The sequence below is a fragment of the Mitsuaria sp. PDC51 genome, assembly GCF_900113225.1.
GTDB lineage: Bacteria > Pseudomonadota > Gammaproteobacteria > Burkholderiales > Burkholderiaceae_C > Roseateles.
Window position 1 is genome coordinate 221941 of sequence record NZ_FOZE01000001.1, and the last position, 17432, is coordinate 239372.

Sequence of the window (17432 nt, forward strand, 5' to 3'; positions counted from 1 at the left end):
GCGCTTAAGCGAAAATCCCGCGAAAAATGCCGCATCCGGGTTGGTCCGGGTCTTGCCCTGACCAGGGAAGCGGCGAAGAACGTCCGGTTTCGAAGATCGCAGAACAACACAAATGCAGCATCAACATCCTGTCGCGTCGGCCAGTGCCGGCGGCGTTTCGCTCGCCGAGGCCTTCGCGTCACGCCTGCGGCGTGGCGAGAACGTCCGGGCCACGCTGGAGGTTGACCTCGATGCGCGATTGCGCTTTGCCCGGGGCGGTCTGCAACTCACCGATCAACGGTTGCTGTCGCTGGAGCCCTCCGAGGACGGCGCCGGCGCGCTGGTCGAGCGCGAATGGCCGCTGACGCCGGCGCTGCGCCTGGCGTTGTCGGACCATGCCGGGCTGGGCCTGCTGGAACTGGTCGACGAGCGCGGCCGGCTGGCCCAGTGGCGCTTCACGATGAAGGTCAACCTGCAGGCCCAGCGCTTCCAGGACGCCTTCAACCGCCGCGATGAACCGGCGCTGACCCAGGACGCCGAACCTGAGCTCTGCCCGAGCTGCCAGGCCGTGCTGCCCGAGGACAGCGAGGAATGCCCCTCCTGCGCGCGGGAGCTGCACACGCCGCCCTCGACCTGGGTACTGCTGCGGCTGTGGCGCTTCGCCCGGCCCTATCGCGGCCAGCTGCTGCTGGGCTTCCTGCTGATGCTGGGCGCCACCGGCGCGACGCTGGTGTCGCCCTACCTGACCATGCCGCTGATGGACGACGTGCTGATCCCGTTCCAGCAGGGCCGCCAGATCGACACCGGGCTGGTGGCGCTCTACCTGGGCGGCCTGCTGGGCGCGGCGATCGTGTCCTGGGTCCTGGGCTGGGCCAAGACCTACATCCTCGCGCTGGTCTCCGAGCGCATCGCCGCGGACCTGCGCACGGCGACCTTCGACCACCTGCTGGGCCTGTCGCTGGAGTACTTCGGCTCCAAGCGCACCGGCGACCTGATGAGCCGCATCGGCTCGGAGACCGACCGCATCAGCGTTTTCCTGTCGCTGCATGCGCTGGACTTCATCACCGATTGCCTGATGCTGCTGATGATCACGGTGATCCTGTTCTCCAACAACGCCTGGCTGGCGCTGGCCACGCTGGTGCCGCTGCCCTTCATCGCCTGGCTGATCCACCTGGTGCGCGACAAGCTGCGCACCGGCTTCGAGAAGATCGACCGCGTCTGGGGCGAGGTGACCTCGGTGCTGGCCGACACCATCCCCGGCATCCGCGTGGTCAAGGCCTTCGCGCAGGAGCGCCGCGAGGCCGAGCGCTTCCGCAGCGCCAACAAGCACAACCTGCTGGTCAACGACCGGCTCAACAAGACCTGGAGCCTGTTCACGCCCAGCGTGTCGCTGCTGACCGAGATCGGCCTGCTGGTCGTGTGGGCCTTCGGCATCTGGCTGATCGCGCATTCGCAGATCACGGTCGGCACGCTGACCGCGTTCCTCGCCTACATCGGCCGCTTCTACGGGCGGCTGGACTCGATGAGCCGGATCGTCTCGGTGACGCAGAAGGCGGCCTCGGGCGCCAAGCGGATCTTCGACATCCTCGACCACCATTCCAACGTGCCCGAGCCGGCCCAGCCGGTCCGGCTGGAGAAGGTGCGCGGCGGGCTGACGCTGCAGGACATCGGCTTCCGCTACGGCAACCGGACGGTGATCCGCGACCTGAATCTCGAGATCCAGCCCGGCGAGATGATCGGCCTGGTCGGCCACAGCGGCTCGGGCAAGAGCACGATGGTCAACCTGATCTGCCGCTTCTACGACGTCACCGAAGGCGCGATCAAGCTGGACGGCGTGGACCTGCGCCGCTTCTCGCTGGCGGACTACCGCCGCCACATCGGCCTGGTGCTGCAGGAGCCCTTCCTGTTCTTCGGCACCATCGCGGAGAACATCGCCTACGGCAAGCCCGACGCGACGCGCGAGGAGATCGTCGCCGCGGCCCGCGCCGCGCACGCGCATGAATTCATCCTGCGGCTGCCGCAGGGCTACGACTCGCTGGTGGGCGAGCGCGGCCAGGGCCTGTCCGGCGGCGAGCGCCAGCGCATCTCGATCGCGCGGGCGCTGCTGATCGATCCCCGCATCCTGATCATGGACGAGGCCACCTCGGCGGTGGACACCGAGACCGAGAAGGAGATCCAGAAGGCGCTGGACAACCTGGTGCGGGGCCGCACGACGATCGCGATCGCGCACCGTCTCTCGACGCTGCGCAAGGCCGACCGGCTGGTGGTGATGGACCGCGGCGAGATCGTCGAGGTCGGGCCGCACGACGAGCTGATCGCCAAGCAGGGCGCCTACTGGCGGCTGTGGGAGGCGCAGGCCCGCCGCGTCGACGCGGAGGAGCAGGACAGCGTCGTCGTCGTCGCGCCCAACGTCAATGTCCACACGGCCACGCAGGCCTGATCGCGCCGAGGTGTCTTCATGAGCAACATCCAGTCCCTGGCGCGCAATCCGTTCGGCCGGCTGGTCCTGGTCGACGCGACCGGCCAGACCCATGACAACGTCACGCCGGTGCGGGCGCATCCGCTGTCCGCGCCGGAGGAGGGCATCTCGCTGGTCGGCACCGACGGCCATGAGATCGCCTGGATCGACCGCCTCGGCGACCTGCCCGAGGCGCAGCGCACGCTGCTGCGCGACGAACTCGATCACCGCGAGGTCACGCCCACGGTGCTGAAGCTGCTGGCGGTGTCGACCTTCTCGACGCCGTCGCAATGGACCGTCGAGACCGATCGCGGCGCCACCGAATTCATCCTCAAGAGCGAGGAAGACATCCGGCGCATCGGGGAAGGGCGGCTGCTGATCGCCAGCTCCCACGGCCTGCACTTCCTGGTGCCGGACCGCTTTTCGCTGGACCGGCATTCGCGCAAGCTGCTCGAGCGATTCCTCTAACGCCGATCCATCAGTTCCGGGGCCACCCTTACGCATTTATGCAATAGCCGAAACGGTACAGACCTGCCCTACAATTGACGTTTACGTAAACGTAAGAGAACGAATTGCCCAGCGCGCGTCCGGAGCGGCGCGCGTGGAGGCGGTCGAGGAGACATCCCCCATGAGCCTGCCCGGTCTGAACTTCCACCTCGGCGAAGACATCGACGCGCTGCGCGACGCGGTGCGCGAATTCGCTCAAGCCGAGATCGCCCCCCGCGCGGCCGAGATCGACCGCAGCGACCAGTTCCCGATGGACCTGTGGCGCAAGATGGGCGACCTGGGCGTGCTGGGCGTCACCGTGCCCGAGGAATTCGGCGGCGCCGGCCTGGGCTACCTGGCCCACATGGTCGCGATGGAGGAGATCTCCCGCGCCAGCGCCTCGGTGGGCCTGAGCTACGGCGCCCACTCCAACCTGTGCGTCAATCAGATCAAGCGCAACGGCAACGAGGCGCAGAAGAAGAAGTACCTGCCCAAGCTGATCTCCGGCGAACACGTCGGCGCGCTCGCGATGAGCGAGCCGGGCGCCGGCTCCGACGTCGTGTCGATGAAGCTGCGGGCCGAGGACAAGGGCGGCTACTACGTCCTCAACGGCACCAAGATGTGGATCACCAACGGCCCCGATGCGGACACGCTGGTCGTCTACGCCAAGACCGAACCCGAACTCGGCGCTCGCGGCATGACCGCCTTCCTGATCGAGAAGGGCATGAAGGGCTTCTCGATCGCGCAGAAGCTGGACAAGCTCGGCATGCGCGGCAGCCACACCGGCGAGCTGGTGTTCCAGAACGTCGAGGTGCCGGCGGAGAACGTCCTGGGCCAGGTCGGCGGCGGCACCAAGGTGCTGATGTCGGGCCTGGACTACGAGCGCGCCGTGCTGGCCGCCGGTCCGATCGGCATCATGCAGGCGGTGATGGACAACGTCGTCCCCTACATCCACGACCGCAAGCAGTTCGGCCAGTCCATCGGCGAATTCCAGCTGATCCAGGGCAAGGTCGCCGACATGTACACGGTGCTGCAGGCCGCGCGCGCGTTCTGCTACACGGTGGGCAAGAACCTGGACGCGCTCGACGGCGCGCACGTGCGCCAGGTCCGCAAGGACTGCGCCTCCGTCATCCTGTGGTGCGCCGAGAAGGCCACCTGGATGGCGGGCGAGGGCATCCAGATCTTCGGCGGCAACGGCTACATCAATGAATATCCGCTCGGCCGGCTCTGGCGTGACGCGAAGCTCTACGAAATCGGCGCGGGCACGTCCGAGATCCGCCGCATGCTGATCGGCCGCGAGCTCTTCGCCGAAACGATGTGAGGCCTTCGCGGGTGCGACAGGCCGGTGTCCGCCCGCAACCGCGACAATCCCGCCCCATGAGCACCAACGACCACATCGACGGACTGCTGGACAACAACCAGCGCTGGGCCACCGAAACCGAGGAGCGCAGCCCCGGTTTCTTCTCGCGCCTGCTGAAGCAGCAGACCCCGCAGTACCTCTGGATCGGCTGCGCCGACAGCCGCGTGCCGGCCAACGAGCTGGTCGGGCTGCTGCCCGGCGAGCTCTTCGTCCACCGCAACGTGGCCAACGTCGTGGTCCATTCCGACCTGAATTGCCTCTCGGTGATGCAGTTCGCGGTCGACCAGCTCAAGGTCCAGCACATCATCATCGTCGGCCACAGCAACTGCGGCGGCGTGCGCGCCGCGCTGCAGGACCTGCGCGTCGGCCTTGTGGACAACTGGCTGCGCCATGTGCAGGACGTGCGCAACCACCACCAGGACTGGCTGGACCAGCTGCCCGAGGAGCAGCGCGTCAATGCGCTGTGCGAGCTCAACGTGCTGGAACAGGCCCGCAACGCCTGCCAGACGACGGTGGTGCAGGACGCCTGGTCGCGCGGTCAGTCGGTGGCGGTGCACGGCTGGGTCTACGGCCTGCACAACGGCCTGCTCAAGGACCTGAGCGTCACCGCCGCGGGACCCGAGGACGTCGGCCCGGCCTACCGCCGCGCGCTGGAAGCGCTGCAGCGCCGCTACGAGGCGGCCATGGGCCGCTGAGCCCGCGCGGCCAGGACCGGACATGAGCGGAACGGACGGCGGCGCCATGTTCCCCCACGAGCTCAACGACCCGCGCGCCTTCGAGATCGCGCAGGCCATGCTCGAGGGCTTCGACAAGCACTACCGGCTCTTCCGCGCCGCGTCGGCCACCGCCAAGCAGCGCTTCGAGCAGGCCGACTGGCACGGCCAGCAGCGCGCGCAGCGCGAGCGCATCGAGTTCTACGACCTGCGCGTCGACGAGGCCGTCGCGCTGCTGGAGGCGCGCTACAAGACCAGCGAGCTGCCGAGCGAGGTCTGGCAGCAGGTCAAGCTGCACTACATCGGGCTGCTGACCCGCCACCTGCGCCCGGAACTGGCCGAGACCTTCTTCAACTCGGTCACGACGCGCATCCTGCACCACAGCTACTTCCACAACGAGTTCATCTTCGTCCGGCCCGCCATCTCGACCGAATTCATCGAGAACGAGGAGCCCGCCGCCCAGCCGACCTACCGCTGCTACTACCCCTCGCAGGACACGCTGCGCGACACCTTCATGCGCATCGTCTGGAACTTCCAGCTGGCGCTGGAGTTCGAGGACCTGGGCCGCGACATCGACCTGGTGCTGAAGGCGGTGGGCGAGCAGCTCGGCGCCTTCCGCTGGCGCACCAACTTCCAGGTGCAGGTGCTGTCCTCGCTGTTCTTCCGCAACAAGGGCGCGTACATCGTGGGCAAGGTCGTCAACGGCTTCAGCGAGACGCCGTTCGCGCTGCCCATCCTGCACAAGGAACCCGGCCCGGGCGAGGCCGCGCCGGCCAAGGGCGCGAAGACCGATGGCGCGAAGGACGCGGCCGCGGCGCGCCGGCTCTACATCGACGCGGCGCTGTTCGGCGAGGACGAGCTGCAGATGCTGTTCAGCTTCGCGCGCGCCTACTTCCTCGTGGACATGGAGGTCCCGAGCGCCTACGTGCAGTTCCTGCGCTCGCTGATGCCGCGCAAGCCGCGTTCGGAGATCTATTCGGCGCTGGGGCTGCAGAAGCAGGGCAAGAACCTGTTCTACCGCGACTTCCTCAACCACCTGCGCCACAGCAGCGACAAGTTCCGCATCGCGCCCGGCATCAAGGGCATGGTGATGCTGGTCTTCGATCTGCCGTCCTACCCCTTCGTCTTCAAGGTCATCAAGGACTTCTATCCGCCGCAGAAGGACACGACGCGCGAGCAGATCCAGTCCAAGTACCTGCTGGTCAAGCAGCACGACCGCGTGGGGCGCATGGCCGACACGCTGGAGTACACCCGCGTGGCCTTCCCGCGCCATCGCTTCGAGGACGAGCTGGTCGCCGAGCTCCGGCACTTCTGCCCCTCGCTGCTGGAGGAGACGGGTGAGGACCTCGTCATCAAGCACCTGTACATCGAGCGCCGCATGGTGCCGCTCAACATCTACCTGCAGGAAGCCTCGCCGGCGCAGCTGGCGCATGCGGTGGTCGAGTACGGCAACGCGATCAAGGACCTGGTGGCGGCCAACATCTTCCCGGGCGACATGCTGTGGAAGAACTTCGGCGTGACGCGCCACGGCAAGGTCGTGTTCTACGACTACGACGAGATCGAATACCTCACCGACTGCAATTTCCGCAAGGTGCCCGCGCCGCGCAACGAGGAGGAGGAGCTGTCCGGCGAGGTCTGGTACCACGTCAACAAGCTGGACGTGTTCCCCGAGACCTTCGGCCCCTTCCTGCTCGGCCATCCGGGCGTGCGCGACGTCTTCATGGCGCACCACGCCGACCTGCTCGATCCGGCGTTCTGGCAGACCCACAAGGAACGCATCCTGGCGGGTCATGTCGAGGACGTCTTCCCCTACGACCCGCACAAGCGCTTCCACGTCCACGACGCCGCGCCGGCCCTGAAGGTGCCGGAGCCACAGGACCGGGAGCTTCCCATCCACTGATCCGCCGCGGCCCCGTGGGGCCGCACCGCTTCCCTTGAAGGAGACCCCCATGTCCGATTCCATCGTCATCGTTTCCGCCGCGCGCACGCCGATCGGCGGCCTGCTGGGCGACTTCGCCGGCCTGGCCGCGTGGGAGCTGGGCGCCGTCGCCATCAAGGCGGCCGTCGAGCGCGCCGGCGTGCCGGCCGACTCGATCCAGGAAACCTTCCTGGGCAACTGCCTGATGGCCGGCCAGGGCCAGGCGCCGGCCCGCCAGGCGGTGCTCAAGGCCGGCCTGCCGCAATCGGTGGGCGCGGTCACGCTGTCCAAGATGTGCGGCGCCGGCATGCGCGCGGTCATGTTCGCGCACGACACGCTGAAGGCCGAAAGCGCCGACGTGCTGGTCGCCGGCGGTATGGAGTCCATGACCAACGCGCCGCACCTGATGTTCGCGCGCAAGGGCGTGAAGTACGGCGCCGCGCAGATGTATGACCACATGGCGCTGGACGGCCTGGAAGACGCCTACGAGCGCGGCAAGGCCATGGGCGTCTTCGCCGAGCAGTGCGTCGACAAGTACGCCTTCACGCGCGAGGCGCAGGACCAGTTCGCCATCGCCTCGACCGAGCGCTCCAAGCGCGCCAACGAGGACGGTTCCTTCGCCTGGGAGATCGCGCCGGTGACGATCGCCGGCAAGGGCGGCGACACGGTGGTCTCGCGCGACGAGCAGCCGTTCAAGGCCAAGTTGGACAAGATCCCGACGCTCAAGCCGGCGTTCAAGAAGGACGGCTCGATCACCGCGGCGACCTCGTCGTCGATCTCCGACGGCGCGGCGGCGATGGTGCTGATGCGCGAATCGACCGCCAACAAGCTGGGCGTGAAGCCGGTGGCGCGCATCGTCGGCACGGCGGTGCATGCCAACGCGCCGGAGTGGTTCACGACCGCGCCGGTGGGCGCGATCCAGAAGCTGCTGGCCAAGAACCAGTGGGATGCCAAGAGCGTCGACCTCTGGGAGGTCAACGAAGCCTTCGCCGCCGTCACGATGGCCGCGATGGCCGAGTTCAAGCTGCCGCACGAGATCGTCAACGTCAACGGCGGCGCCGTGGCGCTGGGCCATCCGATCGGCGCCTCGGGCGCGCGCATCCTGGTGACGCTGCTGGGCGCGCTCAAGCATCGCGGCCTCAAGCGCGGCGTCGCGGCGCTGTGCATCGGCGGCGGCGAAGCGACGGCCGTCGGCGTCGAGCTGATCTGAGGACGGGCCGGATGGCGCAAGTCCTCATCATCGGCGCGTCGCGCGGCATCGGCCTGGAGCTGGTGAAGCAGCATCGCGCGAGCGGCGACACCGTCGTCGCCACCGCGCGCGACGAGGCCAGCCTGGAGAAGCTGCGCGCGCAGGGCGCGACGGCGATCAAGCTGGATGTCTCGGACATGATCAGCATCGCCGGCCTGGCCTGGCAGCTCGACGGCTACCAGTTCAACCGCGTCATGTACGTGGCGGGCCTGTACGGGCCCAAGACCATCGGCCTGCAGCCGCCGAGCGCGGCGGACTTCGACGCCGTCATGCACACCAACGTGCTGGGTCCGATGCGCGTGCTGCCGCAGCTGCTGGACGCGCTGGCGCCGGACGCGCGCATCGGCATCCTGTCCTCGCGGATGGGATCGCTGACGCTGCGCGCCAATTCGGCGGGCTGGGTCTACCGCGCTTCCAAGGCGGCGGTGAACTCGGTGATGAAGGACGTCGCGCTGACGCTGGACGGTCGCGCGACCTGCGTCAGCCTGCATCCGGGCTGGGTCAAGACCGACATGGGCGGGCAGGAAGCCGACATCGACGTCGCCACCAGCGCCTCCAGCCTGCGCCAGGTGCTCGACGGCCTGAAGCCGGGCGACAACGGCGGCTTCTTCAACTACGACGGCAGCCCGCTGCCCTGGTGATCCCATGATCCTTTCCGAAGACCACCGCGCCGTGCAGGACGCCGTCCGCGCCTACGTGCAGGACCAGATCGCGCCGAAGGCGGCCGAGTGGGACAAGTCCCACCACTTCCCGGCCGCAGAGCTCAAGGGCCTGGCCGAGCTCGGCTGCTACGGCGTTGCCGTGCCGCATGAATACGACGGCGCGGGCCTGGACTACCTGGCGCTGGCGATCATCCTGGAGGAGATCGGCGCCGGCGATGGCGCGACCTCGACGGTGGTCAGCGTCAACAACTGCCCGGTGTGCAGCATCCTGATGGCCTTCGGCAACGAGGATCAGAAGGAGCGCTTCCTCAAGCCGCTGGCGCGCGGCGACATGCTGGGCGCGTTCTGCCTGACCGAGCCGCATGTGGGCTCGGAGGCCGGCGGGCTGAAGACGACCGCCGTGCGTGAGGGCGACGAGTACGTCCTGAACGGCGTCAAGCAGTTCATCACCAGCGGCAAGAACGGCGATGTCGCGATCGTGATGGCGGTGACGGACAAGGCGGCCGGCAAGAAGGGGATCTCGGCCTTCCTGGTGCCGACGTCCACGCCGGGCTACGTGGTGGCGCGCATCGAGGACAAGATGGGCCAGCACGCCAGCGACACGGCGCAGATCCTGTTCGAGAACTGCCGCGTGCCCGCCGCCAACCGGCTGGGCGACGAAGGGCAGGGCCTGAAGATCGCGCTGTCGGGACTGGAGGGCGGCCGCATCGGCATCGCATCGCAGTCGGTGGGCATGGCGCGCGCGGCCTTCGAGGCGGCGCTGCGCTACAGCAAGGAGCGGGTCGCCTTCGGCGTGCCGATCTTCGAGCACCAGGCGATGCAGCACAAACTCGCCGACATGGCCACGCAGATCGAGGCGGCGCGCCAGTTGATCTGGCATGCCGCGTCGCTGAAGGACGCCGGCCAGCCCTGCCTCAAGGAGGCGGCGATGGCCAAGCTCTTCGCCAGTGAGATGGCCGAGCGCGTCTGCTCCGCCGCCATCCAGATCCACGGCGGCTACGGCTACGTCAGCGACTTCCCGGTCGAGCGGATCTACCGCGACGTCCGGGTGACGCAGATCTACGAAGGCACGTCCGAGGTCCAGAAGATCCTGATCGGACGCGCGCTGGGCTGAAGCCGGCGCCACGTCGCGGCCCGGGAGGGCCGCGGCGGACTACCCGCGGCGGCGCCGGAACACCGGGCCGCCGGTCCGCGGCCCGGAAGCGCTCATTCGCCGCTTTCCTTGATCTCGCGACCGTTGAGCGGCTGCACCGGCCGCGCATTGCTGCCGACCAGCTTGCGGAAGGCCTCGATCTGGGCGGCCGACAGCGTGATCGGCGCCTTCAGGACCATCCAGTGCACGCCTTCCGAGCAGGGCGGCGTGGTCAGCGAGCCGGTGAAGTCGTAGTAGCCCAGCGTCTTGGGCAGCAGCGCGGACAGGTCCAGCGACAGGCCGTCCACGCTGATCTTCTCGCCGGCGCGGGGCAGGTGCTCGAACACCGGGGACAGCGCCGGGTTGGCCTGGCCGGCTTGGACCAGCACGGCCACGACACCGAGGTCGCCGGCGGCGTTCTTGTGGACGAAGTGCACCACCATCGGCATCGACTTGCCCTTGATGAGCTCCTCGCTGGGGGTGTGGAAGTGGAACTGCAGCAGCTCGTAGCTCTGGCCGCCGACGTCCAGCGTGTTGCCGGCCGGCAGGTTCACCTGGACCGTGTGGCCGTTGTTCCAGATCGTCGGCGCGGCGCTGCCGTAATGGAAGGCGAGCGCGGGCAGGTCCGCCTTGACCGCGTGGTCGATGTTGATCGGGCTCTGCTGGTGGCCCAGCGCGCAGGTGGCGAAGGACGGGTCGACCTCGCTCCAGTGGGCGGCGCCTTTTTCGCCGGTGTATTCCCAGTGCGCCGCCGGTGCGGCGACGGCGAGGGTGGACGACAGGAGGCCGATCGACAGGGCGGCGAACAGCGGGCGTGCGGACAGGTTCATGAGGGGCGCCAAGTGAGACGTGGGAGGAAGTCCGGCCCCCGCGTGGGGGAACCGGGCGGCGGCAGTGTGGCGCCCTGGGCGTTTCCTCTGCGTTCAGGTAACGACAAGGTGCCGTTAATAACTTCGTCCACACGTCGATCCGTGCGCCCGCTCACTCCTCGTCGAGGTTGAGCCCGCGCTGCCAGACCGGCAGGGCTGCATCGAACATCGACGGCGCGCTGCCCAGCGCTTGCGGGTCGCGGGCCAGCTTGAGCCAGGCCAGCGTGTCGTGGTGGCTGCCGGGCAGCAGGTCCCGGGCGCGTTCGGCGCTCAGCCAGGCATGCAGCGCGGCGTACTGCGCCGGATGGCGCTGGGCGGTCCAGCCCAGCGCGACGAGGTCGCCGTAGCCTTCCTCGCGGCGCGCCGACTTCATCGAGAGATAGGCACGCTGCAGGTCGGGGCTGAGGCCGTCGGGCGCCGGCGCGGCCGAGAAGCCGGCCGGCAGGTTGAACCAGACGCCGTCCAGGTAGCGGCGGCAATGGCCCAGCTCGTGCGCCGCCATCAGTTCCAGCGCGCTGTCCTCCAGGCCCGCGGGCAGGCGCTGCATCGTCGCTTCGCCCTCCGGGTTGCCGCGCAGGCTCAGCACCAGCTTGCAGCGGCCGTCCCTGAAGCCCAGCGCCAGCGGCGCGGCCTCCGGCGCATCCTGCGGCTGCACGACCACGTCCACCGGCATGCCGGACGCCTTCGCATGCTGCAGCACCGGCGTCATGCCCGCGATCCAGCGCTGCTCCAGCGGTGTCAGGCCCGCGGCCGTGGCGGGGGTCGAGCACACCGTGATCACGGCGGCAAGCGCGAACAGCGCGGCGGGCAACTTCTTCATCACGGCTCGGGTCCTGCGGATCGATGAGGGCGGAGCACCGATGGTGACGGGCGCAGGGCGCTTGTGCGCGGTCGGCCGCCGATGACGCCGGGGTCGGCGTGACGGTTTGCCGCTTGCGCGCGGCGAGTTGTAAAACAGCTTTTGGCGCCTGCCGGCGGGCCCGTGACGCATCGCACGACCCGCCGCGCGAGGGCCGCGTGAGGGCCGCGTGAGGGCCGCGTGAGGGCCGCGCGAGGCCCGTGCCGGGCGACGGCGCTCCCGCGCCGCGCCCGCCGGCGCCGTGTCAGCCCAGTGCCGTGTCCAGCACCATCATCAGCGCGAAGCCCAGCATCAGGCCCTGCGTCGCCCAGCGCTCATGGCCCTTGCGGTGCGACTCGGGAATGATCTCGTGGCTGATGACGAAGAGCATCGCGCCCGCCGCGAACCCCAGTCCCCAGGGCAGCAGCAGCGGCCAGGCCGAGACCACCCAGGCGCCCAGCACCGCGCCCACCGGCTCCACCAGGCCCGAGGCCGCGCCCAGCAGCAAGGCCTTGCGGCGCGAGTAGCCCACCGTCATCAAGGCCACCGCGATGACGAAGCCCTCGGGCAGGTCCTGGATCGCGATCGCCAGGCTCAGGCTGGCCGCCGCGACCGGATCGTTGGCCGCGAAGGCCACGCCGATCGCCAGGCCCTCGGGCAGGTTGTGCAGCGTGACGGCGATCACGAACAGCGTGGTGCGGCGCAGCCGCGTCGGGTCCATGCCCTCGCGGCCCTTGATGAAGTGCTCATGCGGCAGCCACCGGTCCAGCGCCATCAGCGCCCACGCGCCGAGCAGCACCGCCAGCGCCACCTGCGCCGCGGCGCCCGTCGGCGTCGCATGCGCGCGCGCCGCCTCGAGGCCGGGCAGGATCAGCGAGAACGAACAGGCCGCCAGCATCACGCCGGCGCCGAAGCCCATCAGCGCGTCCTGTCCGCGCGCCGACAGGCTGCGCGTGCCCAGCGCCGGCAGCGTGCCGAAGGCGGTGGCCGCCGCGGCGAGCAGGCCCGCCTGCAGCGCCATCGCGATCACCGAGCCCTGGCCGATGGCGCCGGCCGGCTTGATCCAGCGCCAGCCCTGGTGCAGCAGCAGCGCCGCGCCGATCAGCAGGATCGCGAAGCCCAGCCACTGGCGCATCCGGTGGCGTCGCGCCAATGCCGGGTCGATCGCCGCGAGCGCCTGCGCCGGATCGACGGCGGCCTCGTGGGCGTGGGTCGGGTCGTGGGCCATCGGTGTCCTTGGGGTGTCGGCCTCAGAGTCCGCCATCGGTGAGCTTGGCCGGGTCCAGCATCTGCAGCAGCGTGGCGCGGTCGAACTCGGTCATCTCCTCCGCGACGTCGACGATGGGCCGCTGCTCCGCGTAGGCGCGCTTGGCGATCGCGGCGGCCTTCAGGTAGCCGATCTCGCGGTTGAGCGCGGTGACCAGGATGGGATTGCGGGCCAGCGCATGCTGCAGCCCGGCGGTGTTGACCTTGAAGTCGCGGATCGCCTGCTCGGCCAGCGCCCGCGACGCGGCCGCCAGCAGCGCCAGGCTGTCCAGCAGGTTGGTCGCGATCAGCGGCAGCATCACGTTGAGCTGGAAATTGCCCGACTGGCCGGCGACGGTGATGGCCGCGTCGTGGCCGATGACCTGCGCGCACACCATGGTCACCGCCTCCGGGATCACCGGATTGACCTTGCCCGGCATGATCGACGAGCCCGGCTGCAGCGCGTGCAGCTCGATCTCCGCCAGGCCGGCGAGCGGGCCCGAGTTCATCCAGCGCAGGTCGTTGGCGATCTTCATCAGCGTCACCGCCAGCCCCTTGAGCGCGCCCGACAGCGCCACCGCCGTGTCCTGCGCCGAGAGCGCGGCGAAGAAGTCCGGCGCGGGCCGGAAGACCAGGCCGGTCAGGGTGGACAGTTCCTCGCAGAAGCGCTGCGCGAAGTCGGGATGCGCGTTGATGCCGGTGCCCACCGCGGTGCCGCCCTGCGCCAGCTCGCAGACCGACGGCAGCAGCGCGCGCAGCTGGGTGCGCCTGGCGTCGATCTGCGCGCACCAGCCGCCGAGCTCCTGGCCCAGGCGCAGCGGCATCGCGTCCATCAGGTGGGTGCGGCCGGTCTTGACGTGATGGCCGTCGCTCTTGATCTTGTCCTGCAGCGTCTGCGCCAGCAGGTCCAGCGCCGGCAGCAGCTCGCCGTGCAGGGCCTGGGCCGCGCTGATGTGCAGCACGGTGGGGATGGAGTCGTTGCTGCTCTGGCCGGCGTTGACGTGGTCGTTGGGGCTGACCGTCGCCGGGTTGTCCGCGCCGGTGCCGATGAGCCGCGTGGCCAGCGTGGCGATCACCTCGTTGGCATTCATGTTCGAGCTGGTGCCTGAACCGGTCTGGAAGACCTCCACCGGGAAGTGGTTCATCAGCGCCGGGTCCTGCAGCAGCTGCGTCGCGGCGCGGTCGATGGCCTGGCCGATGTCGGCCGGCAACTGCTCGAGCGCGATGTTGGCGCGCGCCGCGGCGGCCTTCTGCAGCACCAGCGCGCGCACGAAGCGCTCGGGCATGGGCTGGCGGCTGATGGCGAAGTTCTCGACCGCGCGCTGTGTCTGGGCGCCGTAGAGCGCGTCGACCGGTACGGCGACCTCGCCCATGGAGTCGCGTTCGATGCGGGTGGCCTTGGTCATCGGGGATCCTTCGTTCCGGGTCATTCAACGGAAGAGGCTCCAGCAAGGCAGGTGCCTGTGCCGCGACGTCGGATCCCGCCGGAGTCTTTTCGTTGGTGCAGGGATGCTAGATGAGAACTTCTCTCATCTGCAAGGCGGTCGCTGCAAGCGCTTGCGCCGGCTGGGGGCTTTGCGCGACCCGGCAATCAGATGAGGTGAAGGTCCTTGGGACGGACGCCGGGGAACACGCGCGCGAGGGCCGCGGGCGACAGGCCGAACTGGCGTTGCCAGAGCCCGCCCAGCATCACGCGGTAATCGTTGAGCACCGGATAGTCGCGGTTCTGGAACAAGGTCCTGGCGCTCAGCGCGACCTGCTCGCCGGCCACCGGGCCACCGCTCGCCAGCCCCCCGCCCAGCAGCCAGTACACGCTGCCGTGGCCGTGGTCGGTGCCGCGGTTGCCGTTCTCGCGGAAGGTGCGGCCGAATTCGCTGATCACCATCACCGTGGTCTGGCGCCAGAGCTCCGGACCGAGTTCATCCGCGATCGCCGCCAGGCCGCGGCCGAGTTCCTCGAAGCGGTTGGCCAACTGGCCGGTCGCGCCGCCCTGGTTCACATGGGTGTCCCAGCCGCCGACATCGATGAAGCCCAGGCTGAAGCGGCCCCGCATCAGCGTGGCGATGCGACGTGCCTCCAGCTCGAAGCCCTTGGCCGGGATCGCGTTGCGGCCGGCCGCGTCGGTCATCGCCTTCATCTTGTCGGGCGAGAGGTCGCGTGCGAGTTCCTCGCGCAGCGCCAGACCCTCCTCCACCGCCCCGCCAAGCGCCTGGCCCCGGTACATGCTCGCAATCAGCGCGCGGCTCTTGGCGTCGACCGCCGGGCGCGCCGTCTCGCGCAAGCCAGCATTGGCGATCCTCACCGGACCGCGGAACGCAATCGGCAACTCGTCCGTGAACGAGAGCGCCTGCTGCGCATCGAGCTCGGCCGCCAGGCGGTTCAGGAAACCGGAGTTGTAGTCGCGCGAACCACCGAGCGGCTGGCCCAGCTCGATGCTGTCTTGCGTCTCGAAATGGCTGCGCGACAGATCCTCGGTACCGGCGAAAGGGATGAAACGGAGCTGGCCCGATTGCGCCAGCGGGTAGAGGCTGCTTCTGAGCGCAGGATGCAGGCCCCAGTCGGCGTCCAGCGGTAGCGCGGCAGCGGCGTCCGTTGGGGACGGGCGGGCAATGGCGATGCGGGGGCGTTGCTCGTAGTAGAAGCTGCTGGAGGTGGGAACCAGCAGGTGGGTCGCGTCGTAACCGCCGCGGAGGAAGACCAGCAGGAATCGCGGGCGCTGGACTGCGCCCGAAGACGGGGACGCCGGAGCCCCCCCTCGCTCAAGCGCCTCCGCACGCTCGGCAATCGCTCGGAGGGGCTCCGGCGTCCCCGTCTTCTCCAGGGCAGCGGTCGGCGGGGTCGCGAAAAGGCGCGCCGAAGTGAGGGTGAGCGGCGCGGCGGCGAGGGCGTGCAGGAGATGGCGGCGGTGCATGGTGGGCTCAGAGATACATGAAATCGGGGCTGGATAACCAAAGGGTCAGCCACTGCTGTGGGGAGGTCGTCTGGGCGAGCGCGTCACGCGTCGACATCGCCAGCGTGGGCTCGACGCGCGCGCGTAGCACTCTCAGATCCGGCAGGGGTACCGGGACGGTCGTGCCCTCGGGGCGGTACAGCGCGGCCGCGCCGCCGCCGATCTGGCGCGCGATCTCGAAGCGCAGCGTCATCTGCCCCGGACTGTTCCAGGCCTCGGCCGTCAGCGGGTAACCGTCCGGCGTCTGCTTGTCGTAGAGGCCCTGGCCCAGTCGGCGCAGCCAGTTCTGCAGGGGCTGCGCGTTCTGCAGTTCGCGCTGCTCGAAACCGGCGCGCAGGCTCGAGAGCAGGTAGCGGTGGGGATCCTTGAACTTGGGCGCTTCGGCCGCGAGGAATGCCGGGGAGCGCAGCATCGGCTGCAGCGTGGACGGGATGTCGCCTTTGGTGCGTTGGAAGGCGGTGGCCATGGCGTCGACGACGGCCGGCGGCGGCTGGTCGCTCAGGAAATACACCGCCAGCTTGCGGGACACGAAGCGCGCCGTCGCCGGCTGCGCGACCAGCAGGTCCAGCACCTCGTCGAGTTCGTCGGCGCCGCGGCCACGGATCGTGCGGCCGAGCAGCTGCTTGTCGCCGAAGTCGTGCCGGGCCGGGTGGAACTCGAACAGGCCGTCGCGGCGGTACAGCGGCTCGAATCGGGGCGCGATCTTCGGCGGGTCGGGATCGACGCGCACGCCGAAGCCGGTCAGCACCCGCGCCAGCTCCTGCACGTCGCGCTGGCTGTAGCCGCCGTCGACGCCCATCGTGTGCAGCTCCAGCAGCTCGCGCGCGTAGTTCTCGTTGATCGCGCGGACGGCGTTCTGGTCGTTGTCCAGGTAGCGCAGCATCGCCGGGTGACGCGCCACCGCGCCAAGCATGAGGCGGAAGGAGCCCAGCGCGTGCGGACGCAAGGCGCGGTCCTGGTAGTCCGAGAGCAGCAGGCGGATGTCGCGCTTGCCCTGGTGGACGTTGAAGTGGTTGAACCAGAACCACGTCATCTGCTCGAGCAGCTGCTGTTCCGAGTACAGCTCGCGCAGCAGCTGGCGCTCGCCGGTCTCCCGCGCGGCCAGGCCCTGGGCGTCCTGGTAGGCCTTGCGCGCGGCGCTGCGTTCCTCCTCGGTCGCGCCCTTGTCGCCGCCACGGCGGAAGGACTCGGCGGTCCACACGCGCGCGGCGACCTCGCCCTGGCTGATGCCCAGCGCCTCGATGCGGGCCTGGATAGTCGCCGGCATCGGCGCCCGCGGATCGGCCTTCAACTGGCGCTCGACGTAGCGGCCCCAGCCCAGGCGCTCGATCTCGTCCAGCTGCGCCTGTGTCGCGCCCCAGCCGATGCGGTTGGCGGCGCGCAGGCGCTGCGCCGCATCCATCGGCACGTCGGGCGCGGTCGCCATGCCGCCGCAGGCGGCCAGCGCCGCCGATGCGGTCACGCCGAGCAGCAGCGTGCGCCGGCGCAAGGGAAGGGGCAGGGGCGGCGGGAGCGGGGACAGTGGCATGGGGCAAGCATGCCGCCCCCGTGTCGGCTGTGTCCAGCGGTGACT

14 protein-coding genes are annotated in these 17432 nt (G+C 69.5%); 8 read left to right on the plus strand and 6 right to left on the minus strand.

All coding sequences use genetic code 11. The annotated features are described in order from the left end of the window. Nucleotides 1–112: 112 nt before the first annotated feature. The 8 genes from BM393_RS00980 to BM393_RS01015 all read left to right on the plus strand — a co-directional run bounded on the left by BM393_RS00980 (nt 113) and on the right by BM393_RS01015 (nt 9939). Nucleotides 113–2419, plus strand: coding sequence for an ABC transporter ATP-binding protein (locus BM393_RS00980; RefSeq protein WP_091720326.1), 2307 nt, complete (start codon nt 113–115; stop codon nt 2417–2419). Nucleotides 2420–2437: 18 nt separating this feature from the next. Next, nucleotides 2438–2905: a DUF1854 domain-containing protein gene (locus BM393_RS00985; RefSeq protein WP_091720330.1), complete on the plus strand. Its 468-nt coding sequence runs from the start codon at nt 2438–2440 to the stop codon at nt 2903–2905. 160 nt (nt 2906–3065) lie between these two features. Beyond that, a complete protein-coding gene (locus BM393_RS00990; RefSeq protein ID WP_091720335.1) occupies nt 3066–4244 on the plus strand; it encodes an isovaleryl-CoA dehydrogenase in 1179 nt (392 codons plus the stop codon). A gap of 56 nt (nt 4245–4300) precedes the next feature. Beyond that, a complete protein-coding gene (gene can, locus BM393_RS00995; protein ID WP_091720339.1) occupies nt 4301–4978 on the plus strand; it encodes a carbonate dehydratase in 678 nt (225 codons plus the stop codon). A gap of 46 nt (nt 4979–5024) precedes the next feature. Then, entirely contained in the window at nt 5025–6896 is a 1872-nt protein-coding gene (aceK, locus tag BM393_RS01000) for a bifunctional isocitrate dehydrogenase kinase/phosphatase (protein ID WP_091724898.1), read from the plus strand. A 49-nt stretch (nt 6897–6945) separates the two neighbouring features. After that, entirely contained in the window at nt 6946–8124 is a 1179-nt protein-coding gene (locus BM393_RS01005; protein ID WP_091720342.1) for an acetyl-CoA C-acyltransferase, read from the plus strand. Between the two features lie 11 nt (nt 8125–8135). Then, complete coding sequence (locus BM393_RS01010; protein ID WP_091720345.1) at nt 8136–8804, plus strand: SDR family oxidoreductase; 669 nt, start codon at nt 8136–8138, stop codon at nt 8802–8804. A 4-nt stretch (nt 8805–8808) separates the two neighbouring features. Next, entirely contained in the window at nt 8809–9939 is a 1131-nt protein-coding gene (locus BM393_RS01015) for an acyl-CoA dehydrogenase family protein (protein WP_091720348.1), read from the plus strand. Between the two features lie 92 nt (nt 9940–10031). Here BM393_RS01015 and BM393_RS01020 read toward each other — a convergent pair whose 3' ends face one another. The 6 genes from BM393_RS01020 to BM393_RS01045 form a co-directional block, all read right to left on the minus strand. Beyond that, on the minus strand, nt 10032–10787 hold the full coding sequence (locus BM393_RS01020) for a carbonic anhydrase (protein ID WP_091720351.1): 756 nt from the start codon (nt 10785–10787) through the stop codon (nt 10032–10034). 151 nt (nt 10788–10938) lie between these two features. Then, nucleotides 10939–11646, minus strand: a complete 708-nt coding sequence (locus BM393_RS01025; RefSeq protein ID WP_091720354.1) for a hypothetical protein — start codon at nt 11644–11646, stop codon at nt 10939–10941. 283 nt (nt 11647–11929) lie between these two features. Beyond that, the gene (locus BM393_RS01030) at nt 11930–12799 is read right to left on the minus strand and encodes a ZIP family metal transporter (protein ID WP_091724899.1); all 870 of its coding nucleotides are present in this window, start codon (nt 12797–12799) and stop codon (nt 11930–11932) included. A gap of 115 nt (nt 12800–12914) precedes the next feature. Further along, nucleotides 12915–14315 (minus strand): lyase family protein, encoded by a 1401-nt coding sequence (locus tag BM393_RS01035; RefSeq protein WP_091720357.1) that lies wholly within the window; start codon nt 14313–14315, stop codon nt 12915–12917. 185 nt (nt 14316–14500) lie between these two features. Beyond that, nucleotides 14501–15820 (minus strand): DUF1501 domain-containing protein, encoded by a 1320-nt coding sequence (locus BM393_RS01040; protein ID WP_091720360.1) that lies wholly within the window; start codon nt 15818–15820, stop codon nt 14501–14503. 7 nt (nt 15821–15827) lie between these two features. Next, nucleotides 15828–17387: a DUF1800 domain-containing protein gene (locus BM393_RS01045; RefSeq protein WP_091720363.1), complete on the minus strand. Its 1560-nt coding sequence runs from the start codon at nt 17385–17387 to the stop codon at nt 15828–15830. Nucleotides 17388–17432: the final 45 nt, after the last annotated feature.